The 24723-nt window shown below is 67.6% G+C and carries 22 protein-coding genes; 11 read left to right on the top strand and 11 right to left on the bottom strand.

Annotated elements, in window-relative coordinates; translation table 11 throughout:
* The first annotated feature begins 17 nt into the window (after nucleotides 1-17).
* The 3 genes from KF889_15285 to KF889_15275 all read left to right on the top strand — a co-directional run bounded on the left by KF889_15285 (nucleotide 18) and on the right by KF889_15275 (nucleotide 5235).
* A complete protein-coding gene (locus KF889_15285; GenBank protein MBX3500811.1) occupies nucleotides 18-2957 on the top strand; it encodes a bifunctional [glutamine synthetase] adenylyltransferase/[glutamine synthetase]-adenylyl-L-tyrosine phosphorylase in 2940 nt (979 codons plus the stop codon).
* A complete protein-coding gene (gene bcp / locus KF889_15280) occupies nucleotides 2954-3418 on the top strand; it encodes a thioredoxin-dependent thiol peroxidase (protein ID MBX3500810.1) in 465 nt (154 codons plus the stop codon). Before KF889_15285 ends, bcp begins: the two co-directional genes overlap by 4 nt.
* 152 nt (nucleotides 3419-3570) lie before the next feature.
* Nucleotides 3571-5235 carry a hypothetical protein gene (locus KF889_15275; GenBank protein MBX3500809.1) on the top strand — a complete coding sequence of 555 codons (1665 nt, stop codon included), beginning with the start codon at nucleotides 3571-3573 and terminating at the stop codon, nucleotides 5233-5235.
* Here the strand turns inward: KF889_15275 and KF889_15270 are convergent.
* The 7 genes from KF889_15270 to KF889_15240 form a co-directional block, all read right to left on the bottom strand.
* Complete coding sequence (locus tag KF889_15270; GenBank protein ID MBX3500808.1) at nucleotides 5219-6352, bottom strand: glycosyltransferase family 4 protein; 1134 nt, start codon at nucleotides 6350-6352, stop codon at nucleotides 5219-5221. The genes KF889_15275 and KF889_15270 overlap by 17 nt on opposite strands.
* Before the next feature lie 9 nt (nucleotides 6353-6361).
* Nucleotides 6362-7021: a class I SAM-dependent methyltransferase gene (locus tag KF889_15265; GenBank protein ID MBX3500807.1), complete on the bottom strand. Its 660-nt coding sequence runs from the start codon at nucleotides 7019-7021 to the stop codon at nucleotides 6362-6364.
* Nucleotides 7022-7026: 5 nt separating this feature from the next.
* Nucleotides 7027-7410, bottom strand: coding sequence for a GtrA family protein (locus tag KF889_15260; protein MBX3500806.1), 384 nt, complete (start codon nucleotides 7408-7410; stop codon nucleotides 7027-7029).
* Nucleotides 7410-8108 (bottom strand): class I SAM-dependent methyltransferase, encoded by a 699-nt coding sequence (locus KF889_15255; protein MBX3500805.1) that lies wholly within the window; start codon nucleotides 8106-8108, stop codon nucleotides 7410-7412. Before KF889_15255 ends, KF889_15260 begins: the two co-directional genes overlap by 1 nt.
* Complete coding sequence (locus tag KF889_15250; GenBank protein MBX3500804.1) at nucleotides 8105-9334, bottom strand: glycosyltransferase; 1230 nt, start codon at nucleotides 9332-9334, stop codon at nucleotides 8105-8107. Before KF889_15250 ends, KF889_15255 begins: the two co-directional genes overlap by 4 nt.
* Before the next feature lie 190 nt (nucleotides 9335-9524).
* Nucleotides 9525-10637, bottom strand: a complete 1113-nt coding sequence (locus KF889_15245; protein MBX3500803.1) for an LLM class flavin-dependent oxidoreductase — start codon at nucleotides 10635-10637, stop codon at nucleotides 9525-9527.
* A gap of 249 nt (nucleotides 10638-10886) precedes the next feature.
* Nucleotides 10887-11801 carry a D-2-hydroxyacid dehydrogenase gene (locus KF889_15240; GenBank protein MBX3500802.1) on the bottom strand — a complete coding sequence of 305 codons (915 nt, stop codon included), beginning with the start codon at nucleotides 11799-11801 and terminating at the stop codon, nucleotides 10887-10889.
* Nucleotides 11802-12248: 447 nt separating this feature from the next.
* Here KF889_15240 and rlmB point away from each other — a divergent pair, with 447 nt between their 5' ends.
* From rlmB to KF889_15205, 7 genes are all read left to right on the top strand, one after another.
* Complete coding sequence (gene rlmB / locus KF889_15235) at nucleotides 12249-13106, top strand: 23S rRNA (guanosine(2251)-2'-O)-methyltransferase RlmB (protein MBX3500801.1); 858 nt, start codon at nucleotides 12249-12251, stop codon at nucleotides 13104-13106.
* Complete coding sequence (locus tag KF889_15230; GenBank protein ID MBX3500800.1) at nucleotides 13093-13587, top strand: GNAT family N-acetyltransferase; 495 nt, start codon at nucleotides 13093-13095, stop codon at nucleotides 13585-13587. The genes rlmB and KF889_15230 overlap by 14 nt, the downstream gene beginning before the upstream one ends.
* Nucleotides 13588-13632: 45 nt before the next feature.
* Nucleotides 13633-15180 (top strand): sulfatase-like hydrolase/transferase, encoded by a 1548-nt coding sequence (locus KF889_15225; GenBank protein MBX3500799.1) that lies wholly within the window; start codon nucleotides 13633-13635, stop codon nucleotides 15178-15180.
* 1 nt (nucleotide 15181) lies between these two features.
* Nucleotides 15182-15817 carry a TetR family transcriptional regulator gene (locus tag KF889_15220; protein ID MBX3500798.1) on the top strand — a complete coding sequence of 212 codons (636 nt, stop codon included), beginning with the start codon at nucleotides 15182-15184 and terminating at the stop codon, nucleotides 15815-15817.
* A gap of 57 nt (nucleotides 15818-15874) precedes the next feature.
* The gene (locus KF889_15215; protein ID MBX3500797.1) at nucleotides 15875-17722 is read left to right on the top strand and encodes a sugar phosphate isomerase/epimerase and 4-hydroxyphenylpyruvate domain-containing protein; all 1848 of its coding nucleotides are present in this window, start codon (nucleotides 15875-15877) and stop codon (nucleotides 17720-17722) included.
* A 10-nt stretch (nucleotides 17723-17732) separates the two neighbouring features.
* On the top strand, nucleotides 17733-18212 hold the full coding sequence (locus tag KF889_15210; protein MBX3500796.1) for a 3-dehydroquinate dehydratase: 480 nt from the start codon (nucleotides 17733-17735) through the stop codon (nucleotides 18210-18212).
* Nucleotides 18213-18442: 230 nt separating this feature from the next.
* The gene (locus KF889_15205) at nucleotides 18443-18997 is read left to right on the top strand and encodes an N-acetyltransferase (protein MBX3500795.1); all 555 of its coding nucleotides are present in this window, start codon (nucleotides 18443-18445) and stop codon (nucleotides 18995-18997) included.
* A gap of 34 nt (nucleotides 18998-19031) precedes the next feature.
* On the opposite strand, the gene KF889_15200 is transcribed toward KF889_15205, so the two are convergent.
* The 4 genes from KF889_15200 to KF889_15185 form a co-directional block, all read right to left on the bottom strand.
* Nucleotides 19032-19661 carry a 2-dehydro-3-deoxy-6-phosphogalactonate aldolase gene (locus KF889_15200; protein ID MBX3500794.1) on the bottom strand — a complete coding sequence of 210 codons (630 nt, stop codon included), beginning with the start codon at nucleotides 19659-19661 and terminating at the stop codon, nucleotides 19032-19034.
* A 1-nt stretch (nucleotide 19662) separates the two neighbouring features.
* Entirely contained in the window at nucleotides 19663-20778 is a 1116-nt protein-coding gene (locus tag KF889_15195; GenBank protein MBX3500793.1) for a 2-dehydro-3-deoxygalactonokinase, read from the bottom strand.
* A gap of 108 nt (nucleotides 20779-20886) precedes the next feature.
* Nucleotides 20887-22080, bottom strand: coding sequence for a 2-methylaconitate cis-trans isomerase PrpF (gene prpF / locus KF889_15190; GenBank protein ID MBX3500792.1), 1194 nt, complete (start codon nucleotides 22078-22080; stop codon nucleotides 20887-20889).
* 153 nt (nucleotides 22081-22233) lie between these two features.
* The gene (locus KF889_15185; protein MBX3500791.1) at nucleotides 22234-23028 is read right to left on the bottom strand and encodes a helix-turn-helix domain-containing protein; all 795 of its coding nucleotides are present in this window, start codon (nucleotides 23026-23028) and stop codon (nucleotides 22234-22236) included.
* A 108-nt stretch (nucleotides 23029-23136) separates the two neighbouring features.
* Here KF889_15185 and KF889_15180 point away from each other — a divergent pair, with 108 nt between their 5' ends.
* Nucleotides 23137-24711 (top strand): ABC transporter substrate-binding protein, encoded by a 1575-nt coding sequence (locus tag KF889_15180; GenBank protein MBX3500790.1) that lies wholly within the window; start codon nucleotides 23137-23139, stop codon nucleotides 24709-24711.
* The last annotated feature ends 12 nt before the right edge of the window (nucleotides 24712-24723 follow it).

Here is a 24723-nt window from a genome sequence, read left to right as displayed (position 1 = left end):
ATCGGCCTGACCGTGCAATGACATTCACCCATGCGCTACGGCTGCCCCGCCCGCACTTCGCCGGGCAGCTGAAAGTCCGCAACGAACGCTGGCTGGAACGGCTGCGCGACCTCGGTCATGGCGACGGGGACAGGCCGCCCGATGCACTGCTGGCGGCGCTCTTCGGCAACAGCCCGTACCTGTCGGAAATCGTCCTATCAGAGCCGGCATTCTTGGCCGATCTGTGGCGCGACGGCGCCGATGCGGCAGTCGGCCGCGAGACGGCGCGGCTCGACGCCTTGCCGCCGGAGCCCGACAGGCTGGCGGTCGAGCTGCGGCGCGCCAAGAGGCGCATCGCGCTCAGCGTGGCGGTCGCCGACATCGCCGGCGACTGGCCGCTCGCGAAGGTCACGCGGGCTCTGAGCGAATTTGCCGGGCTGGCGATCGGCCGCCTGCTCGACGCCATCCTGCTGGAGATGGAGCGCGCCGGGCAGCTGAAGCTGGGCGGCGAGCCCGCGGCGGCCGGCATGACGGTGCTGGGCATGGGCAAGCTCGGCGCCTTCGAGCTCAACTATTCCAGCGACATCGACCTGATCGTGCTCTACGACCGCGAGGCGCCGGCGATCGCCGACGACGACGGCATCGGCGCCAAGCTGGTGCGCGCCACCCGCCGGCTGGTGCAGCTGCTGAGCGATCGCACCGCCGACGGCTATGTCTTCCGCACCGATCTGCGCCTGCGGCCCGATCCCGGCTCGACGCCGCTGGCGATCTCCGTGCAGGCGGCGGAGACCTACTACGAGAGCGTCGGCCAGAACTGGGAGCGCGCCGCGATGATCAAGGCGCGGCCGGTGGCCGGCAATCCCGCGGTCGGTTCGGCCTTCCTCGAATCGCTGCGACCCTATATCTGGCGCAAGCATCTCGATTTCGCGGCGATCAACGACATCCATTCGATCAAGCGCCAGATCGACGCCTTCCGCCGCACCGGCGAGATCAAGGTGCTGGGCCACAACGTCAAGCTCGGCCGCGGCGGCATCCGCGAGATCGAGTTCTTCGCCCAGACCCAGCAGCTGATCTTCGGCGGCCGCCACCCCAGCCTGCGCCTGCGCGGCACGATCGAGGCGCTCGACGCGCTCAGCGATGCCGGCAAGATCGGGCGCAGCGTGGTCGCCGACCTGAGCCACGCCTACGACTTCCTGCGCCGCCTCGAGCACCGGCTGCAGATGATCGACGACCAGCAGACGCACAGCCTGCCCGAGACCGAGGATGGCATCGACGCCGTCGCCACCTTCATGGGCTACGACGACTCCCGGGGCTTCCGCGCCGAATTCCTCGACACGCTGCGCCGCGTCGAGGGCCACTACGCCAGGCTGTTCGAGGAGGCGCCCAGCCTCGCCGGCCCGGGCGGCAACCTGGTCTTCACCGGCGCCGACCGCGACCCCGACACGCTCAAGACCCTGGCCGGCCTGGGCTACCGCGAGGCCGAGCGCGCCTGGGACGTCGCCTCGCGCTGGCACCACGGCCGCTATCGCTCGACCCATACCGTGCGCGCGCGCGAGCTGCTCACCGAGCTGATGCCGGCGATCCTCAAGGCGCTGGGCGATTCGGCCGATCCCGACCAGGCGCTGCTGCGCTTCGATACCCTGCTGGCGAGCATGCCCGCCGGCATCCAGATCTTCTCGCTGTTCAAGGCCAACGCGCCGCTGCTCGAGCTGGTCGCCACCATCATGGGCAGCGCGCCGCGCATCGCCAAGCATCTCGGGCGCCGGCCGATCCTGCTCGACGGCGTGCTGACGCGCGACTATTTCGACACGCTGCCCGATCGCGCCAGCCTGGCCACCGAGCTTTCGCGCGCGCTCGACCTGGGCGAGGACGAGCAGGACATCCTCGACAACTCCCGGCGCTGGGCCAATGACCAGCGCTTCCGCGTCGGGGTGCAGCAGCTCGCCGGCACGCTCTCGCCCGAGCTCGCCGGCGCAGCCTACAGCGACATCGCCGAGGCGGTGCTGGGCGAGCTGCCGGCGCGCATCCAGCGCATCTTCGCCGACCAGCACGGCCAGATCGGTGGCGGCGCCTTCGCCATCGTGGCGCTCGGCCGGCTGGGCAGCCGCGAGATGACGGCCTCGTCCGACCTCGACCTGATCTTCATCTACCAGGTGCCCGAGCGCACCGAGCAGTCCGACGGCGAGCGCCCCCTGACGCCGGCGCACTATTACGCCCGCCTCATGCAGCGCATCGTCGGCGCGCTCTCCTCGCCGACCAACGAGGGCACGCTCTACGAGGTCGACATGCGCCTGCGGCCGTCCGGCAACAAGGGTCCGCTGGCAACGTCGCTGGGCGCCTTCGAGACCTACCAGCGCGAGTCGGCATGGACCTGGGAGCATCTGGCGCTGGCGCGCGCCCGCGTCGTGTCCGGCCCGCCGCTGCTCGCCGCGCGCATCGACGCGGCGATCGCCGTTGCCCTGTCGCGGCCGCGCAACCGCGAATCCCTGCTGCGCGACGTCGCCGAGATGCGCGCGCGGCTGGTCGAGCATCGCCCGTCGAAGAGCCTGTGGGACTTCAAGCTGCTGCGCGGCGGCTTCTTCGACATCGAGTTCGTCGCGCGCTACCTGATGCTGCTGCACGCGAACGGCAAGCCGTTCCTGCTGGCGCGCCATATCGTCGACACGCTGGTCCTGCTGCGCGACGCCCGAGTTCTTGACCCCGACGACGCGGCGACGCTGATCGAGGCCTATCGACTGTGGTCCTCGCTGCAGGGCCTGATGCGGCTGGCGCTGGAGGAACAGGACGAAGCCTTCGACGAAGCCAGGGCGCCGGAAGGCCTGCGCCGCCTGCTGGCCAAGGCCGGCGGCGTCGACAGGTTCGAGCTTCTGCGCGACAAGGTGCAGGCGACGGCCGACGCCGCCCATGCGGTGTACGCCGCGATCATCGAGAAGCCGGCGGCCGACCTGCCGCCGCGCGAGGAGGAGAAGAAGGCATGAGCGTCGAGGAAGGCAGGAAGGCGCCGGATTTCACCGCCGCCACCGATGGCGGCAGGAAGATCAAGCTGTCGGACATGCGCGGCAAGGCGGTGATCCTCTACTTCTACCCCAAGGACGACACCACGGGCTGCACCAAGGAGGCCTGCGGCTTCCGCGACTCGCTGCCCGACTTCGGCAAGGCCAGGGCGACCGTGATCGGCGTGTCGAAGGACAGCGTGGCGCGGCACGACAAATTCAAGGCCAAGTACGATCTCAACTTCCCGCTGGTCTCCGACGAGGACGGCAGGATCTGCGAGAAGTACGGCACGTGGATCGAGAAGAGCCTCTATGGCCGAAAGTACATGGGCATCGACCGTGCGACCTTCCTGATCGATGCCACGGGCACGGTGCGCAAGATCTGGCGCAAGGTGAAGGTGCCGGGCCATGTCGAGGACGTGCTTGAGGCGGCGCGGGCGTTGTAGGCATCGGCCTTAGCCACGACCGGGACCGATGAGTCGGAGCGAGCGGCGTTCGCGACGGTCGGATGCTACAAGCCAATCACAACTCCTTGGGGTTCGAGCCTATGTCATCGGAGGATCGTGGAACACAGAACGGATCCCCGGCTCCGCGTCTGATGACGTACATCCCCCTCTCGGTCTGCGTGGCAGCACTTCTGGTCAGCTATCTCGGCGCGTCTTTTCAAAGCTTGGCCATGTTCTATCTCGCTCGGCAGGACCGCTGGCTGCTGGTCGGGGCGGCTGTGATTGCCCTGCTTGCCGCGTGGAGTCTCCGCGGGCAAGACACCACACTCCCGCCCTTTCGGTGGAGCGCGCTCGCCACGGCGCTCGCGCTTGTTGTCCTGTGCTACGCCGGACACTACTGGCTGCTCTCAGGCTATGCCCTTAGCCGCGATGAGCAAATGGCTCTGTTCGACGCTCATATTCTAGCGAGCGGCAGATTGGTCGCGCCCCTGCCTGCCGAGTGGATGCGGCACGCCGACGCGCTCAACATCTGGTTCATGCTGCCGGTAAGGCAACCGTCGGCATGGGTTTCAGCCTATCTTCCGATGAACGCGGCGTTGCACGCCGCCGTCAGCAAGATCGCCGACATGGCGCTGACAGGACCACTTCTTGTTGGCATCGGCGCAATCGCACTCCATGGCTGCGTGCGGCGCCTGTGGCCCACTAATCGCGAGGCACCGCTGATCGCGCTGATGCTCTATGTGGGATCCGGTCAGATAATTCTGACAGGGATGACAAGCTACGCGATGAGCGCGCATCTGGCTCTCAACCTCGTGTGGTTATGGCTGTATCTCCAGCAGCGGCGAATGGCGGATACGGCGGCGCTTGGCATCGGATTTGTCGCCACCGGGCTGCATCAGCCGCTGTTCCATCCTCTCTTCGTCGCACCTGTGCTGGCCTTACTTCTCATGAAACGGGAATGGCGGCGTGCGGCATTCTTTGCAGTCGGCTACGGCATCGTCTGCGTTTTTTGGCTGCTCTGGCCGACATGGATGGTGTCGCTCGTCGCCGGACCGGAAAGCGTCGTGGCCGCGAGCGGCGTGGACTACCTCACGCGCTTGATCGACACGCTGCACGATTGGGAGGCGCGCGGATTCGTCACCATGCTTCTGAACGGACTGCGCTTCCTGTCGTGGCAGCACGTTCTGCTGCTGCCTCTCGTGCTTGCATCGCTTCCGGCCATCAGGCGAGGCGGACTTCCGGCTGCCCTTGCATGCGGCTTGATGCTGACTCTCTGTGTCATGCTCATCATCCTGCCCTATCAAGGTCACGGCTTCGGCTATCGCTACATCCATGGCCTGATTGGCAGCCTCATCCTGCTCGCAGTTTTCGGCTGGACAGAGCTCGTCTCCCTCCGCACGGCCTCACGGATGATGATGGTGCGCACGACGGTGGGGGGACTCCTCGTCCTGCTGCCGGTTCAGGCCTGGATGGCGCATGAACTGTACGCGGCATACGCACGTACCAGCCGGGCGATCGCTAGGGCAGAGGCAGACTTTGCTACGATCGTCGGGAAGGATGCCCACTCCGCTCAAGACCTTGTGATTAACCATCCGGATCTCTCCAACCGGCCGGTTCGGCTGATTGCCGAATACGTGAACGAGCCGCTCGTCGCCCAATTGTGTCGGAGCCAGCCACGCATTGTGCTGTTCAATCACCAGGCGCTTTCGGGAATCACTGCCTACTTCGGGCACGCGCCACCAAATCCGGCGCCCCGCACGGAATCTTTGCCATCGGCGCTGCGCGCCGCCGGGTGCCGGGTCAGCGTTCCGCGATGATCTTCCGCGACACCTCGACAACGGCCGCCGCCATGGCCGGCCAGCTGTACGCAGCGGCCGCGTACGAGGCCATTTGCCGCCGGTGATCGCCATCCGGCGCGAGCCCCTCCGCTGCCTTGGCGACGCGTGTCGCGGACTGCCCGGGATCGGAAAGGTCGATGTCAACGCCACGCAGCCATCGCGACGCAGCGGGGTCAGCCCGCGCGCTCTCCACGCCGCAGATGACGGGCAGTCCGCACGCCATCGCTTCCTGTATCACCAGAGGGTAGCCTTCCCCCACGCTCGGCAGCACCAGAAGATCGGCGGCGCGATACAGGTCGGCGACCGCCGCTGGCGGCAGGACGCCGAGGACATGGACATTGGCAAGCTCCCAACGCGCGGGATCGATGGGCCCGGTTCCCGCAAGGGCAAGGTCGACGTGCGGCAATCGCCGCGCGAGCTCGCGCAGGATCCGCATGCCCTTCTTCTCGACAAAACGGCCAACGAACACCGCCAGCCTGTTGGCGGCGGGCAGGCCAAGCCTGCGGCGTGTCGCAATCCCGTCATCAGTCGAGCCGACATGGAAGATCGAACCATCGACGCCGTTGAACAGCAGGCAGGCGGAGCGCTTCATGCGAACGTCGGCGAAGGCTGTCCGGACCGTGTCACTGATGAACACGACCTGATCCGCGCTGCGCAGCATCGGCCGGGTGACGAGCCGGTTCGCAAGCCACATGAGCCCCCGCATGACCGGATTGGCGAACTCGATCGCCGCGATGTGCTGGATCAAGACGACTGGCTTGCGCGCGATGGCGGCGAACACCATCGCCAGAATGGACGTGGCGTAGAGCGCGTCGTGAATGACGACGACATCGGCCTGCCTGACGGCCCGCCGCATCGCGCCGCCGGCGGACGGCATCGGCAGTGGCATGGGCAGGCCGGTCAGTCGCTCAAGCGGATCGACACACCGCAGATTCAGGATCTCAACCCGAGGATCGAGGGGCGCGTCAACGATCGCGCTTGCCGCCCAGCACACATCGTGGCCCGCACGCGCGATGTGGCGATTTAGATGGCCGGCAACCCGTTCGATCCCGCCGCCATGGCCCTCGAAGAAGTGAGTAACGCAGAGAAAGCGCATCCCGTCCACTCAGAGTGGGTCGAGGCGTAGTGTGATCTCCAGCCGATTGGGAAAAATCAAGGCATAGAGCCCAGTCCGATAGGTACCGCCTGCGCTGGCGACAATTCGATATCCGGACGAAGCGGCAAGCTCATCCCATTCATGGCCGGACAGATATCGCGCCCAAAGCCTACCGCCGAAAGGAACATTGCCAATCGCGTCCATCGCGGTCAACCGCCAGTCATCGATGCGGCCGGTGCTGACGTGGTCCTTGATATAGACAGGCCCATCGACCACGCGACGTATTTCCCGCATCAGGCCAACGCGTTCCTCGGTCGGCACGTGGTGCAGCACATTGTTGAGCGTGGCGGCATCGCACGATCCGTCGGCAAACGGAAGATGCCGTCCATCATACCGTCGCGTCTCGACCGACAGGGTGGGGCAGAAACGATCGACAAGGTCGACGGCTTGCACATGTCCGACGGGAAACAGCTCTGCTATCGCCTGTGCGATGACGCCGGTGCCGCCGCCAACGTCGAGCAGACGCTCGTGATGCCCTGCCCATACGTCCAGCAGTGTGTTGAGCATGACACTCTGGTAGACGGGCACCTTGGACCGGTACATCGCGAGATGACGGCCAAGGATGCGCTGAAGGACTGCTGGCGTGACGCGGGGCACGATCCGGCTCACGGCGTTCATCGCCAGCGCACTTGTGCCCGGCGGCCGATCGCCCAATGACTCAGCAGGTAGTTGATGACGATCATGCAGAGAGTTGCGATGGGAGCGGCCCAGTGCATCGGCAATCCAACGGGGCTGGTCCATATCCAGGTCGTCGCTATCGCCAACGGGATGTTCACGGACATCGCCAGCGCGTAGCGCAACAATGCCATGGCGTGCATCTTTCTGCGAAAGCTGATCAGGCTGTGCAGCACATATCCCGTGACTACCACTACCAGGTAGGAAGAAAAGACAGCCAACGGCAGCGTAGCGCCAATGGCGTCAGACCCGATCATCAGAAGATTGTGGATCACCAGGCACAGGCCTGAAACACCGGCATAGCCGAGGACGTGACGCGCCATCACGGCACCGCCCTCTTGCGCGCATGGACAAGATAGACGCAGGCATTGTCGAGCCGCATCTGTGTCGGCGTGATCGCATCCTCGATCGTCGCGCGAACGTTCATCAGCGCGGCCAGCGATCCGGCGAGCAATCGCCCGATTAAGGGAATTCTGCGCAGCACGAAGGCGAAGCCTGCCAGCCGAATAAGTGTCGTCGTCGCCAGCGGGCCGACCAGCGGCTCGAGCGCAAGAGTCTCGAATCCTCTCGTGCCCAGGTCGTGGACCAGCCCAGTCCGCGTCCAGCGACGATGGTCCTCCGGGTGCGGGTGATAGAGCCAGGTGCCATGGGTCGAGAGGAGCAGCGTTCCATCCGGCTTTAGAAGCCGCCGGATCTCGGCACAGTAGGCGTCGAGGTCGCGCACATGCTCGAGAACCTGCACCGACAGCACGGCGTCGGCGCGCGCATCCTCCATGGCGACCCTGCCCTGCTCGTCGATCTTCAGATCGGTGTCGCCGTCGATGTCCGCACCGACATAGGAGATGCCGAGCCGCGAGATCAGCTCGCGATAAGGCATCGAACCGCAACCCAGATCGACTAGGGTCGCGCCGCGAGCGACGTGCTCACGCGCCTGTGCCTCGAGGCTGCTTGTCAGCTGGCGCAGGACGAGCCAGTCCGTGTCCCAGATACGCGGCGCCTGGCGACGGCGGGCGTCGTTCATCCCTTCAGCCTCGGCGCCAGGTTGGCCTCGTGCCCGGCCATGATTGCCATCAGGAAGCCGCCCAGGATCGTCTGCATGCCGATGGCGCCCATCACCACGGCGCCGACAAGGGGCAAAGTCGAGGGCAGAGCCAGGAAGCCGGTTGCGGTCCAGTAAATACCGATGCCGCCGATCAGGAGAAAGGATCCCAGGATGAGGACACCGCCTGAGATCAGCGCTGTCTCCAGCGTCAGCCAGTGCCCGAAGCGCTGCACGACCGGGTGCATGAGACGATAGCCGGCACGCACGCCGTGGAAGTACGTCGCCATCGCCATGATGGCTGAGAGATGCCCGCAGGTGAGCAGGAAGCCGGCGATGATCGCCCAGCCCGCGCCGAACGGCCGGGTTCCGCCGACGATCCCGAAGGAATAGAGGACCGAGGCGCACAGAATGGCCAGACCAAGGACCATCGCCAGCGCCGCCGGCACGCCGAAGACCCAAGTCGGGCTCAGCATCAGCAGATAGCGCAGGTGACGCCAACCATCGCGCCAAGGGCGCAGATGGGGCGGACGGTCCCGCAGGTCAGGCCGCAGCTTGGCCGGCACTTCGTCGATGCGAAGCCGCTTCAGGCTGGCCTTGATGACCATCTCGCTCGCGAATTCCATGCCGCTGCCACGCAGGCCAAGGCCGAGGAAAGCATCCTTGGTGATCGCTCGCAAACCGCAGTGGGCGTCGTTGATGCCGGACTGGAACAGAAGGTTGAGGATTCCGGTCAGGACCGGGTTGCCGATATAGCGATTTTTCCACGGCATGGCGCCGGGCGCGATGCCGCCGTCGAAACGCGATCCCATGCAGAGATCGGCACCCTCCATCAGTCGGCCGACCATCGCCACGCCGTCGGTGAAGTCGTAGCTTCCATCGGCATCGCCCATCATCAGATAGCGCCCCGATGCGGCGCTGAACCCGCCGATGAGGGCGGAGCCGTAACCCCTGGCGGACACATTGACGACCCGCGCGCCAAGGCTCTCCGCCAGTGCCTGGCTGCCGTCGGTCGAGCCGTTGTCGGCGATGACGATCTCGCCGGTGAGCCCGTATGTCTGCTCGATCGCATGCAAAGCGGCCCGCGCATTGGCAATGCAATGCGGCAGGCTCTGCACTTCGTTGAGGCAAGGCATGACGATGGATACGTCAGGCGCAGCCAAGGTGACGAATACCCGCGCCGGGCGGCTAATGGGCTTTAGTTCCATTTCGATTTTCCACCCAACGCCCAAAATGGGACGTCAAGTCATATCCTGGACAACAGCTAATTCAGCTATATCAATACACTATCTCTGCATCTTAGTACATCCCCAAAGCTCATATTCTGCTTCAAATTGAAGCGGTAATGCGCCTCCGGGAGAAGCGATCGCCGCACCTTCAGTGGGGCGATCGTGCAGTTCACTCCGCCGCTGCCCGCGCCACCGGCTTCTTCGGCTTCAGGTGCTGCACCTTGGGCATCACCTCCTTGGACAGCAGCTCGAGCGAGCGCTGCCAGGCCCTGGGGTTCTCGACATAGTCGAAGCCGAAGACCAGCAGCTGGCCGAAGCCGCCGACCTCGTCGTAGACCTTCTCGATCTTCTCGATCACCGTCCGGGGCGAGCCGACGATCCAGTTGTGCCTGGCGCAATATTCCGGCGTGACGTCGGAATCGGCGTGGTTCGGGTCGACCTTGAGGTACTCGAGGAAGCCGAAATTGCCCAGCAGCGGCAGGAAGTACTCGCGCATCATGCGGCCCATCATCGAGCCGACCGAGAGCTTCATCGCCTCCTCGTCGGTGTCGGCGACGAACACCTCGCGCACCATGCGCCACTCGCCGCGGTCGGCCGTGCGGCCGCCCTTGGCGGCGCCGATCTCGACCGCCTCCCAGTGGCTGCCGACATAGGCCGGGCTGAGGTTCAGGCTCATCGGCAGGAAGCCTTTCTCGCCGGCGAGCTTCAGCGTGTCCGATCCCTTGCTCAGCCCCGCGACGCCGATCGGCGGGTGCGGCGTCTGCAGCGGCCGGATGTGGTGCTTGAGGAAGCCGAACATCGTCTCCGGCGCGGTGACGTGCCAGAACTTGCCCTTGTAGTCGAAGGGCTCCTTCGCGCTCCACATCTTCAGGATGATGTCGAGCGCCTCGCGCGTCATCTCGCGATTGACGCCCGACATGCCGTCGACATTGAACATCGCCCAGTCGCTCGGCAGGCCCGAGGCGGCGACGCCGAAGTTCAGCCGGCCGCCCGAGATGTGGTCGAGCATGGCGACGCGGTTGGCGAGCTCCGCCGGGTGGTGATAGGGCAGCAGGAAGCCGCCCGGCCCGAGCCTGATGTTCTTCGTCTGCATCAGGCCCTGCGCCACCAGCAGGTCGGGCGACGGATGCGGCTCCCACGGCGCGGTGTGGTGCTCGCCGATCCAGCATTCGGCGAAACCCAGCTCGTCGAGCCAGCGGATCACCTGGAGATCCCATTCGTGGCCCGCCGCGAGCGGCCGCTCCGGCGGATGCGACGGCATGGTGAAGTACCCGAACTGCATGCTGGCTCCTCCCACTGACACGCCGGGACGACGACCGGTCCCGGTCAGGCCGCGAGTCTTGCGCGCGGCCACAACCGAGTCACGCGGGCATTTGGGTCAGCGGGGCTTACCCGCCTCCGAGACCTAGAGCATCGAGCGGTCAATCGGACCCACCTGTCATCCCGAGCGCAGCGAGGGATCCAGGCAGCTTCCCTGGATCCCTCGCTGCGCTCGGGAAGACAGGGCGGCGCCGAATTCGGGCTCGTCGCTCTAGACGATCTGGTTCCTCAAGGCCGTCTCGCCGCGATACAGCCGGTCGAGGTTCTCCATCAGCAGGTCGAGCACATTGTCCTCGTACTTGCGAGTCTCGCCGGCGGTGTGCGGCGTCACCAGCACCTGCGGCATGGTCCATAGCGGCGACGCTTGCGCCAGCGGCTCCTCGACCGTGACGTCGAGCCCGGCGCCGGCGATCCGGCCGGCGTTCAGCGCTTCGATCAGGGCCGGCTCGTCGACCACCTTGCCGCGCGCGACGTTGATCAGGAAGGACGAGGGCTTCATCGCCTTGAGCGCCGCCGTGTTGATCAGCTTCTCCGTCTGCGGCGTGAGCGGACAGGTCAGCGCCACGTAGTCGGCGCGCGGCAGCACGTCAAGCAGCCTGCCGTCGGCGACGACTTCATGCGCCGCTTCGGCGCCCCGAGACGGGTCGCGCTTGGTGCCGACGACGTGCATGTCGAACGCCTTGGCCAGGGTCGCCAGCCGGCTGCCGATGCGGCCCATGCCGACGACCACCAGCGTCTTGCCGCCCAGCTCGTCCTCGCGCTTCGACAGATCGCCGATCATGCCGCGCCAGACCCTGGCGTGCTGGTTGTCGCGGCCGAGATGCAGCTGGCGCGACATGGCGAGGATCAGCGACATCGCGTGCTCGGCCACGGCGCGCTCGTTGGAGCCCTGGGCGCTGGCCAGGCGCACGCCCCTGGCCCTGAGCGCGTCCTTGTCGTACTGGTCGACGCCGGCGCTGATCGACTGGATGAAGCGCAGCCTGCCGGCCCCGGGCAGCAGGTCGTTGCGCCACATGCCCGACACCACCACGACATCGGCGTTCGGGATCGCCGCCTCGTAGTCCTCGCGGGTGCGGACCTCGACGAACTTCGTGCCGGTGCCGCGCGCCATGAAGCGGTCGCCCATGCGGTACGCCACATGGGCGAACAGAATCGTCAGCGCCTCGCGCGCCGGCAGGCCGTTGGACATTACGGATGACTCCCTTCCCTCATCGGGTTTCCTGCCGATGATGCGGATCGTCGCCTGGAACTGCAACATGGCGCTGGAGCGCAAGGTCGAGGCGCTGCTCGGCCTGCGGCCCGACATCACCGTGATCAGCGAAAGACGACACCGACGCTCTACTGGCGCGACCGCACGCGCGAAGCGTCGAGATCGCGCTGTGACGGGGTGCCTTACCTTCCCCCGGAGGGGGAAGGTGGCGCGTAGCGCCGGATGGGGGATGCCTCAACGAAACGGTGTCCGTCTTCAACATCCCCCTTCCGCCCTTCGGGCACCTTCCCCCTCCGGGGGAAGGTAAGGTGAGCTTACGCCGCCATTTGCGTCGCCGCCCGGTCGCGGCTATAGCGCGCGGCCATGGCTCATCGTCCTCATGATCGCGGCCGCCGGCCGTCCCGCGCCCCCGAACCCCGCGTCTTCGAGCGCGACCGCGAGCGCGGCGGCGCGCCAGGCGGCGGGCAGGTCTGGCTGTTCGGCCGCCACCCCGTGACGGCGGCCCTGGCCAATCCGCAGCGCCGGGTGTTCCGCGTGCTGGCGACCGCCGAGGCCGCGCAGCGCCTGCACGAGGATCTGGCGAAGATCGACCTCAAGGGCCGCGCCGTGCCGCAACCCGAGATCGTGCCGCGCGAGCGCATCGGATCGCACCTGCCCGCCGGCGCCGTGCATCAGGGCCTGCTGGCCGCGGTCGGCACGCTGCCCGAGCCGACACTCGACGACATCCTGGCGCGCGGCGGCGAGAAGGCGGTGGTGGTGGCGCTCGACCAGGTCACCGATCCGCACAATGTCGGCGCCATCCTGCGCTCGGCCGAGGCCTTCGGCGCGTCGGGCGTGCTGGTCACCGAACGCAACGCGCCGGACGAGACCGGCACGCTGGCCAAGGCCGCCTCGGGCGCGCTGGAGCGCATCCCGCTGATGCGCGCCACCAATCTCGCCCGCACCCTGCGCGAGCTGAAGGAGGCCGGCTTCTGGGTGATCGGGCTCGACGAGCGCGGCAACCAGCTGCTGTCGGCGGCCAAGCATGACGGCCGCGTCGTGCTGGTGATGGGCGCCGAGGGCGAAGGCCTGCGCCGGCTGACCCTGGAGCATTGCGACCTGCTGGCCCGCCTGCCGATGCGCGGCGCGATGCCCAGCCTCAACGTGTCGAACGCCACCGCCGTGGCGCTCTACGAGCTGGTGCGCGACCGGCGGGAGGGGCTGTCGCTTGACTTCTTCTGAACCTGTCGCGATCCGCCCCGCGCGGCCCGACGACGCCGACGCCGTGGCCAAGCTGGCGCACGCGCTCAGCGTCCACGACAACGAGCCGACTGGCAACTTCACGCCCGAGGCGATGCGTCAGGCGGTGTTCGACGACCCGCGCGTGCGCGTGCTGGTCGCCGAGATCGCCGGCAGGGTCGTGGGCTACGTGATGTTCCACGACAGCTACGACACCGCCCATGCCGCGCGCGGGCTGTACCTCAACGACATCATTGTCGAGGAAGGCGCGCGCGGCGAGGGCGTGGCGCGCCGGCTGATGGCCGCGGTCATGCGCGAGGCGAAGAAGCAAGGCGACGTCTTCGTCTGGTGGGTCGCCAAGCCGACCAATGCGCGGGCACTGGCCTTCTACAGAAAGCTCGGCGCCATCCAGGTACCGACCATGGCGCATGTGATCTTCGGCGATCCATTCGATACACTGGCGCAAGAAGCCGACGAGCCTTAGGGCGGAACCGCGCTCGGGATGCCGGCACGCCTTGGGGGGGAGCCAATGGGCCGCAAGATCCTGTTCATCACCACCGACCAGCAGCGCTACGACGCGCTGGGCTGCAACGGCGGCACGGTGGCGCGCACGCCGGTCGTCGATCGCTGGGCGGCCGAAGGCGTGCGCTTCACGCGCGGCCATGCGCAGGCGGTGGTCTGCATGCCGGCGCGCTCGACCATGATCACCGGGCAGTACGTGCGCACGCACGGCGTGTGGATGAACGGCGTGCCGCTGCCCGAGGATTCGCCCAGCGTCGCGGCCTATCTCAAGGACAAGGCGGGCTATCGCACCGCGCTGATCGGCAAGGCGCATTTCGAGCCCTATCTCGACGCCAGGGGGCGCTTCTACGAGAACCGCATGGGCCGGCTGGGCGAGCACGGCCCGCATCGCGGCTTCGACCACATGGAGCTGGCCTCGCACGGCGCGCGCGGCCCGCTGCACTATCCACTGTGGCTGGCGAAGAACCATCCGCAGACCATCGACGGCTTCTACAACGTGCTGAAGCTGCCCAGCCTGGAGCAGGACTCGGCCGGCGGCGGCGATACCGGCGCGATCCAGGTCAAGCACAACCCGGTTGACCGCGGCCTCTATCACACCGACTGGGTTGCCGACCGCGCCATCGCCTGGCTCGACTCACTGCCGGCCGATGCCGACTGGTTCTGCTGGGTGAGCTTCCCCGATCCGCATCACCCCTGGGATCCGCCGCAATCCGAGATCGGCCGCCACCCCTGGCGGCAGGAGAAGCTGCCGGCGAACTGGCCGGCCGACCGCGAAGCGGCGCTGGCGATGATGGAAGACAAGCCGAAGCACTGGCGCGACTGGTACGAGGGCAGGACGGTGACCTGCTTCGAGGCGCCGCCGGATTTCGTGCCGGCCAATCTGAGCGCCGACCAGCTGCGCGAGATCAACGCGCTGACCCATGTCGAGAACGAGCTGATCGACGAGGCCTGCGGCCGCGTGTGGCAGGCGATCGCCAGGCGCGGCTGGGCCGACGACACCGACGTGCTCTACACCACCGACCATGGCGAGCTGCAGGGCGATTTCGGCCTGCTGTTCAAGGGCCCCTACCACATCGACGCCCTGATGCGCCTGCCCTTCATCTGGAAGCCGGCGAAGAGCGCGGGCGTTGCGCCCGGCGTGGTCGACCGGCCGGTGGGCCAGGTCGATCTCGCGCCGACCTTCTGCGCCATCGCCGGGCTGGACGTGCCGGAATGGATGCAGGGCAAGAAGTTGCCGGCGGGCGCGGTGGAGGCCGAGGGCCAGAAGCGCGAGCGCGTTATCACCGAGTGGGACAGCGTCTTCAAGGGCACCAGCCTGCATCTGCGCACGATCTATCGCGACGGGCTGGTGTGCACGGTCTACGAGAAGAGCTCGCTGTACGACGGCGACGGCTCGGTCGGCGAGCTGTACGACTGCGCCAACGATCCGCTGCAGCGCCGCAACCTCTGGAACGAGACCGCCTGGCAGGCGCGCAAGAAGGACCTGATCGCCGATCTCTACGCCCACCTGCCGCCCGAGCGCTCGCCCAAGCTGGAAGCCGTGGCGAGCGTCTGACGTGGCGCGCCGCAAGCCGACGCGCATCCAGGATCCCGAAGGCGTCCGCCGCAACATCCTCGAGGTCGCGACCACGGAGTTCGTGCGCCACGGCTACAGCGGCGCGCGGATCGACGCCATCGCCGCGCTCACCCGCACCAGCAAGCGGATGATCTATTACTACTTCAAGAGCAAGGAAGGGCTCTACGTCGCCGTCCTCGAGCAGGCCTATCGCAACATCCGCAACGTCGAGGCGACGCTCGACCTCGCCCATCTGTCGCCCGAGGATGCGCTGCGCCGGCTGGTCGAGTTCACCTTCGACTACCAGAATGCCCATCCCGATTTCATCCGGCTGGTGATGATCGAGAACATCCACCATGCGCGGCACATGAAGCGCTCGCGCGCCATCCAGGCGGTCAACACCACGGCGATCAGCGCCATCAGCCGCCTCTACGCGCGCGGCCGCGCCCAGGGCACGTTCCGGCCCGGCATCGGCGCCATCGACCTGCACATGACGATCAGCGCGCTGTGCTTCTTCAACGTCGCCAACCGCGCGACCTTCTCGACCATCTTCAAGCGCGACATGGCCTCCGCCCGCGCGCTGGCCAAGCGCCGCGCCGAAGTCGCCGACATCATCCTGCGCTACGTTCGGGCCTAGTTCAGACAGAATTAACTGTATGGTACATTCTGGGTCCGGACCTTCCAGGGAGTCGCCATGCAGCCCTCGATCGCGACGGTTTCCCTCAGCGGCACGCTCGGCGAAAAGCTCGAGGCGATCGCCAATGCCAAATTCGACGCGGTCGAGATCTTCGAGACCGACCTCGTCACGTTCAACGGTTCTCCTGCCGACGTACGCCGCATCTGCGGCGACCTCGGCCTGGGCATCGTCACCCTGCAGCCCTTTCGCGACTTCGAGGGCATGCAGGGCCTGCAGCGCGAGCGCGCCTTCGCCCGCGCCGAGCGCAAGTTCGATGTCATGGCCGAGCTCGGCTGCGACCTGCTGATGCTCTGCAGCAACGTCTCGCCCGATGCGCTGGGCGGCATCGACCGGGCCGCCGCCGATCTGCGCGAGCTGGGCGAACGCGCCGCCAGGCGCGGTCTGCGCATCGCCTTCGAGGCGCTGGCCTGGGGCCGCCACATCAACGACTACCGCGACGCCTGGGAGGCGGTGCGCCGCGCCGATCATCCGGCGGTGGGGCTGGTGCTCGACAGTTTCCACATGCTGGCGCGCAAGACCGACCTCGGCGCCGTGCGCGCGATCCCGGGCGATCGCATCTTCCTGGTCCAGCTCGCCGACGCACCGCTGCTGCAGATGGACTACCTGTCGTGGAGCCGGCACTACCGCAACTTCCCCGGCCAAGGCGATCTGCCGGTGCTCGACTTCATGCGCGCGCTGACGCTCACCGGCTATGACGGGCCGCTGTCGCTGGAGATCTTCAACGACCAGTTCCGCGCCGGCTCGGCGCGCTCGGTCGCCATCGACGGCCACCGCTCGCTGCGCTTCATGTTCGATCAGCTCGGCTGGCCGGCCGGCCGTCCCGCCATGCCGCCACGCGCGAGCACGTCGGGCGTCGAGTTCATCGAGTTCGCCGTCGACGACGTCGCGGCACCCCATCTCGAGCAGACCCTGGCCGCGCTGGGCTTCCGGCGCGCCGGCCTGCATCGGTCGAAGGCGGTGACACGCTGGCGCCAGGGTGACATCAACCTGGTGATTAACCGCGAGAAGGAAGGCTTCGCCCATTCCTTCAACCTCACGCACGGTTCGGCTGTCTGTGCCCTGGGCATCCGCGTCGAGGACGCCACGGCGGCGCACAGGCGCGCCACCGCCCTGCTCGACCAACCTTTCCACCAGGCCGTGGCGCCGGGCGAGCTCGACATCCCGGCGGTGCGCGGCGTCGGCGGCAGCCTGGTCTACCTGCTCGACACCAGGAGCGAGCTGGGCCGCGTCTGGGACATCGAGTTCAGCCAGCCCGACGATCCGCCGCGCGAGGATGCCGGGCTGCGCACCGTCGACCACATCTCGCAGTCCATGCACTACGAGGAGACGCTGACCTGGCTGCTGTTCTACACGTCGCTGTTCGACCTCGCGAAGATCGCGCCGGCGGAGATCGTCGATCCCGGCGGCGTGGTCAGCAGCCAGGTGATCGAGGCCGCCGACGGCAGGCTGCGCCTGGTGCTCAACGCCTCGCAGAGCCCGCGCACCCAGTCGGCCAAGTTCCTGAACGAGGTCTTCGGCTCGGGCGTGCAGCACATCGCCTTCGCCACCGACGACCTGCGGGCCACCGTCGCGACGCTGAAGCGCAACGGCGTGGCGTTGTTGCCGATCCCCGAGAACTACTACGACGACCTGGAGGCCAAGACCGACCTGCCGGCCGAGCAGATCGCAGCGTTGCGCGCGCACGGCATCCTCTACGACCGCGAGGGGAGCGGCGAGTACCTGCAGGTCTATACCCAGACCTTCGACCAGCGCTTCTTCTTCGAGATCGTCGAGCGCCGGCAGTACAAGGGGTACGGCGCGGCCAACGCCCCGGTGCGGCTGGCCGCACAGTCAAGACTGACGTGAGGAGGATTCGATGAGCCGCCTGATGATCATCAACGGGCCGAACCTGAACATGCTGGGCGTTCGCGAGCCGCACATCTACGGCACGACGACCCTGGGCGCGATCGAGGCGAGCTGCCAAGAGCTGGCGGGGCAGCTCGGCGCGACGCTTTCCTTCCACCAGTCCAACCATGAGGGCGCGATCGTCGACCTGCTGCAGTCGGCGCGGCAGAGCGCCGACGCAGTGATCATCAATCCCGCCGCCTACTCCTTCACCTCGATCGCCATCTACGACGCGATGAAGATCTTCGAGGGCCCGATCATCGAGGTGCACATCTCCAACATCCACGCGCGCGACGAGTTGCACCGCCACTCCAAGCTGTCGAGCGCCGTCACCGCGGTGATCGCCGGGCTGGGCCCCTATGGCTACATCGTCGCCATGCAGGCGGCCGTCCGCCTGGTCGGCAAGCTGCCCGAAGCATGGTCGCCGCCGCTGCGCGTCGGGCCGCGCTGAGGTATGTTGCGCCTTCCTGTCATCCCGAGCGTAGCGAGGGATCCAGGATCGGGCTTAGATCCCTCGCTACGCTCGGGATGACGACAAGCATGCTGATCCTGGTCTCTTCCGCGCCGGCCACCTACTCGTGCTCGGCGAGTGGTACGCCCTGCCGCTGATCGAGGAAACTCCACCCGCCGATATTTAACTTGTCTGGACAAGTTGGCATGGATCGTGCGAGGCTGCGGGACATGACCTCGCTGCCCCTTGTGCGCGATTCGCGCGATGACGACCTGCCCGCCATCACTGCCATCTACGGCCATCACGTCCGTCACGGGCTGGCCTCCTTCGAGGAAGAGGCGCCGTCGCTCGAGGAAATGGCGAAGCGACGCGCGGCCTATCTCGCGGCCGGCTATCCCTACATCGTCGCCGAGGCCGAGGGCCGCGTGCTGGGCTACGCCTATGCCAGCGCCTACCGGCCGCGACCGGCTTACCGCTTCGCGGTCGAGAACTCGGTCTACATCGACCAGGAAGTCCGCCGCGGCGGCATCGGCTCGGCCCTGCTGCCGGCGCTGATCGAGCGCTGCACGGCGCTGGGCTATCGCCAGATGATCGCGGTGATCGGCGACAGCGCCAACGCCGCCTCGATCGGCCTGCACGCCAAGTTCGGCTTCCGCGAGGTCGGCACATTGCGCTCGATCGGCTTCAAGCACGGCCGCTGGGTCGACTCGGTGCTGATGCAGCGTGCGCTCGGCGCCGGCGATCTGAGTCTTCCTGGGACCGCCGGCGTCTCGCCGGCTTCATGAAGAAGGCCGGCGAGACGCCGGCGGTCCCAGCAGATCAACGTTTGAGTAACCGAGCGGCAGCGGTCAGAACCTTCGCCCGCCTGGCGATTTCGGCCATGCTCATGGCCGGCTTGTAGAGCGAGGAGCCGATGCCGAAGCCGTCGGCGCCGGCCTCCCAGTAGGCCGGCATGGTGCGGTCGCTGACGCCGCCCACCGGCAGCATCAGCGTGTCCTTCGGGAACACCGCGCGCAGCGCCTTCAGCACCGCAGGCGTCAGCATCTCGCCGGGAAACAGCTTCAGCCCGTGCGCGCCGGCCTTCAGTGCCGCGAAGCCCTCGCTCGGCGTGGCGATGCCCGGCAGGCAGAGCAGGCCGCGGGCCCGAGCGTGGCGCACGATGTCGAGATCGGCGTGCGGCATCACGATCAGCCGGCCGCCGGCATCGGCGACGCGATCGACATCCGACGTCGTCATCACGGTGCCGGCGCCGATCAGGTGGATCGGATGCGCCTTGGCCAGCCGCGCGATGCTCTCGAAGGGCCTGGGCGAGTTCAGCGGCACCTCGATGACGATGAAGCCGGCCTCGACCAGCGCCTCGCCGATCGCCGGCGCCTCCTCCGGCGTGATGCCGCGCAGGATGGCGATCAGGGGGCACTTGGCCAGGGCGGCGCGCAGGGTCTCGCTCATGTCAGCCGATCATGCCGGCGGCGCGCGCGATGCGCCACAGGCCGCGCGGCGTGACGTCCTCGTCGGCGATGCGCGCGGCAATGCCCTGCGCGGCCAGCACGCGCTGATAGGCGGCGCAGAGCGGCCGCGCGCCGATCAGGGTCGGCGGCGTCTCGCCCGGCGACTCGCGCTGCAGCGCCGCGGCGATCTCGGCGCCGATCAGCAGGCCCGACAGGTAGCTCGGCGCGTCGTCGGCCGGGAGGCGCTCGAACAGGCCCAGCGTGCGCACCTCGAACAGGCGGTGCAGCAGGTCGTCGGCGTGATGCAGGCCGACCTCGGCGCCGGCCTCGAAGGCGGCGGCGTTGAGGTCGGGCATGGCGCCCTCGGCCATCAGCCGGCCGAGGATCGAGTGCTGGCGCAGCACGGCGAAGAGCTCGCCGGTCATGAAGGTGGCGAAGGAAACGATGCGGCCCCCCGCCACGCGCGCCCACTTGCTGTGGGTGCCCGGCAGGATGAACAGGCCGGACGCATGCTCGGCCTCGAGCGCACCGAAGATCTGCGTCTCCTCCCCGCGCATCACGTCGGGCGCGAGGCCGGGCACTTGCCAGGCGATGCCTGGCACGATGCGCAGCGCATCGTCGGGCGTGGCGCGAAGCCCGGGCGCGAGATCGGCGAAACCGCCCGGACAGATCACGTAGGGCGCCTCGATCCAGCCCTGCTTGCTGCCGATCATGCCCGAGGCGAGCGTTGGCAGGCTCAGCCAGCCATCGATGAAGCGGCGATGGGCCGAGGCGAAGTCGTTGTCGGTCACGGCGAGGATGCCCGGCCCGCCTCCCCGGCGATCGAGGATCGTGCCGTCGCCGCCGATCAGCCAGCCGCGCAACGACGTCGTGCCCCAGTCGAGGCCGATCAGCGCCACGCTCACCGCTCGAAGTAACCGAGATGATCGACGGCGTACAGGCCGATCGCCAGGCCGACCGCACCCGACAGGATCCAGATCGCCTTGCGCGATGTGGGCGCGGCCTTCCAGTAGTGCTCGGCCTCCTCGCCACGAGAAGTGCCGGGCGGCGCCTCGGCGCCGGGGAAGATCAGCATCGCCACGCCCAGCGCCAGGAAGACCGGCACCGCCGCCAGCCATTTGCCGAAATAGACGTTCCAGCCGGCGACGGAGACGACGTTGATGACGGCGATCGCCACGCCGGCGCCCAGCATCGTCAGTGGCATCAGCTTGGACGCAGCCATCGCCCTACTCCGCCGCCAGCGCGCGCTGCGCGTCGAGCGTGTCGGCCGGCACGCGCACCCATCCTTCCATCAGGCGGCGCGCGCTGCGGCTCATGATCGCCCTGGTGACGACCCACTCGTCGCCCCGCTTCACCGCTTCGGCACCGACCGCCAGCGTGCCCGAGGGATGGCCGAAGCGCACGCTGGCGCCCGGCGCGCGGCCGGCGACGATGCGCTCGACGATGGTGCCGGGGATCGCCGCGGCGACCGCCAGCGCCACCGCGCCGGTGCCGGTCATGGCGTGGTGCAGCTTGCCCATCGACAGGATACGGGCGCAGAGCTGCAGGTCCTTCGCCGCCACGGGCTTGCCGCTCGAGGCGACGTAGTCCTGCGGCGGCGAGACGAAGGCGAGCTTGGGCGTGTGCGGGCGCTCGCGCGTCGCCGCGTCGGCGCTCTTCGCCAGCCCCATCGCCACGGCACCGGCGGCGCGGATCGTCTCGCAGCGCGCCAGCAGCGCGGCGTCGCTGTTGACGTCGTCCTGCAGCTCGCTGCCCGTCAGGCCCAGCGCCGAGGCGTCGACGAAGATGGTGGGATTGCCGGCGTTGATCAGCGTCGCCTCGAGCGTGCCGATGTCGGGCACTGCGAGCCGATCGACGACGTTGCCGGTCGGGAACATCGGCCCGCCCTCGTCGTCCTCGCCGCCGCCGGGCTCGAGGAACTCGATGCGGATCTCGGCCGCCGGGAAGGTCACGCCGTCGAGTTCGAAATCGCCCTCCTCGACCACCTCCCCGTTCTTCATCGGCACATGTGCGACGATGCGCTTGGCGATGTTGGCCTGCCAGATGCGTACCACGGCCACGCCGTCGCGCGGCGCGGCCACCAGGCCCTCGCTGATCGCGAATGGACCGACCGCCGCGGTGAGGTTGCCGCAATTGCCCGACCAGTCGACCACCGGCTTGTCGATCGCCACCTGGCCGAAGAGGTAGTCGACGTCGCAGTCCGGCCGGCTCGAGCGCGCAATGATCACCACCTTGCTGGTGCTCGACGTCGCCGCGCCCATGCCGTCGATCTGCTTGCCGTAGTGGTCGGGGCTGCCGACCACCCGCAGCAGCAGGCGGTCGCGCGTCGGGCCCGGCGGCGGCAGCGCCGCCTCGTGGAAGAACACGCCCTTGCTGGTGCCGCCGCGCATGTAGATCGCGGGAATGCGGAGTTGGGTCATCGGTCTCGGTCCCCTGCCCCGCCTTCTTAAAGCATAAGCCGCAAGGTCGGAAACGCGCTGTCATCCCGAGCCCAAGGATCCTCCGGCAGCGCAAAGAGCCCTTGCGCTCGGGAAGACAGGCTGTGCGGCCCGCTGGCACGCCGCTTCAGCTCGTCATTGGCTGAGCGCGCGGGTGGCTTCCATGGCCAGGGGACTGAACTGGGCGCGGAAAATCCGCGGCGACCATTGGCTGAGCGAGCCGGCGATATGCACGGCGGCGACCGGGCGCCCCTCGCGGTCGGTGATGGCAGCACCCAGCACCACCTCGCCAATCTGGATTTCCTCCTGCACCAGGGCATACCCGTCGGAGCGCGCCTCGCGGACCTTGCGCCAGATGCCGGCGCGATCGGCGATGGTTTTCGGCGTGTATGCCTTCAGCTCGGAACGATCGAGCAGCGCGTCGACCTCGGTGTCGTCCATGCGCGCCATCATCGCGCGCCCGCCCGAGGTGAATACAGCTGGCAGGCGCCGGCCGATCAGCGTGGCGAAGAAGGTCTCGCGCTTGCTCTGCAGGCGCACAGCGTAGTTGATCATGGTTCCGTCGAGCAGGCTGAGATCGACGCGCTCGCGCGTCGAGCGACGCAGCTCCAGCAGCACCGGTGTGGCGCGCTCGATCAGCGGGTCCATGCGCAGGAAGTCGAAGCAGCGATCGAGCACGCGCTGCGCGGGGCGGAAGCCCGAGCGGCCTTCGCCACGCTGCAGGTAGCCCAGGCCTTCGAGCGTGTGCACGATGCGCTGCGCCGCGCTGCGGTCGATACCGGCGGCGCTCGCGATCTCAGCCAGCGACAGTGGCCGACCGGCCTCGCCGATCACCTCCTGCACCTTCATGGCCTTGACCACCGTGCTCAGCGTCAATCGCGGATCCAGGCCGTCCGGCAGCCGCTTCGCGGCCTTCTTGCTGCGACTCATTCCCAACACTCGTTGACAGCGACACCCGACCGTCGATACGGTTTGTAGCATTATACGATGCATCTGTATTGATATTCAATACAGTAGGATTCGTCAGGGGAGATGGCAATGTCGATCAGGGGAGTATTGCCGGCTCTTGTCGGGGCCATGCTTGTCGCCGGGACGGCCGCGGCGCAGGAACACAAGCGCGGCGGCGTGCTGTCCATCGCGCTGACCGCGGACATCCGCAGCCTCGATGCCAGCCGCACCGACGGCAACACCGACTCGGTGCTCAACCACATCTACGAGCAGCTCGTCGCCTATCGCAACGACCTCACGGTCGGGCCGGCGCTGGCGGAGAGCTGGACGGTGTCGGAGGACGGCAGGGTCTATACCTTCCGCATCCGCGACGGCGCGGCCTATCACAACGGCGACAAGGTGCTGGCGGCCGACTTCAAGTGGCTGTGGGACCGCCGCATGGCGCCCGTGCGCGCGCCGAACGAGACCCGATGGCTGTGCGCGCCGGTGTTCGACGGCTCGCGCAACCTCAAGGTCGACTCCGTATCGGCGCCGGACGCGCGCACCCTCGTCTTCACCCTGGCTACCCCCGACCCGCTGTTCCTGGCGCGGCTGGCCGACATCATCTGCAACGTCTGGGTCGCCAGCCCGAAGAACGTCGACGCCTCGGGCGCCTGGATCGCCAACTCGGCGATCGGCAGCGGCCCGTTCAAGCTCAAGGAGTGGCGCCCGGAGCGCCACGTCGTGCTCGAGCGCTTCGACGGCTACGTGCCACTCAAGGCCAGGCGCGACGGCTACAGCGGCGATCGCACGACCTATGTCGACGAGGTGCGCTTCGTCGTCGTGCCCGACAAGACGGCGGCGGAGACAGCGCTGGTCGCCGGCCAGATCGACGTCGTCACGCAGCTGCAGGCCACGCGCATCGAGGACATGCGCAAGCGCGGCGTGACCGTCCAGACGGCGCCCGGCCTGTCGCTCACCGCCATGCTGTTGCAGACCAGGGACCCGCTGCTCGGCAACCCCAAGCTGCGGCTGGCGATTGCCCATGCGCTCGACCTGGCGGAGATCGCGCGGGTGAAGACCGAAGGGCTCTCGCCGCAGAATCCTTCAGGCGTGCCGCAATCGAGCGCCTACTTCGATCCCGCCTTCGGCACGTGGCCGAAGTACGACCCCGAGAAGTCCAAGGCCCTGCTGCGCGAGGCCGGCTACAAGGGCGAGACGATCAGGATGCAGGCCAACAAGCGCTACATCGGCATGTACGAGACCGCGGTGCTGGTGCAGGCGATGCTGGTGGCGGTCGGCATCAAGGCCGAGATCGAGCTGCTCGACTGGGGCGCGCAGCTGCAGAACTTCTTCAATGGCAAATTCCAGATGTCGTCGTTCGGCTATTCCTCGCGCACCGATCCGCTGATCATCTACGGCATGCTGATCGGCGACAAGTCCAAGACGGCGACGGTGCAGTGGGACGATGCCCGGGCGATCGAGATGATCACCGAGGCCGGCACCATCACCGACTTCGCCAAGCGCAAGGCGCTGCTGCTTCAGATCCAGGCCCGCATGGCCGAGCAGGTGCCCATCCTGCCGCTCTACTACTACCCGGTCATCGAAGCGGTCTCGCCCGGGCTCGTGGGCTATGAATCCTGGGCGCTCGACAAGCCGCGCGCCTGGGGCGTGTCGAAGAAGTAGGATCGCGCCATG

It is taken from the genome of Alphaproteobacteria bacterium, from assembly GCA_019635875.1.
Taxonomy (GTDB): domain Bacteria; phylum Pseudomonadota; class Alphaproteobacteria; order Reyranellales; family Reyranellaceae; genus JAFAZJ01.
This window is presented reverse-complemented; position numbering and strand designations above follow the sequence as displayed.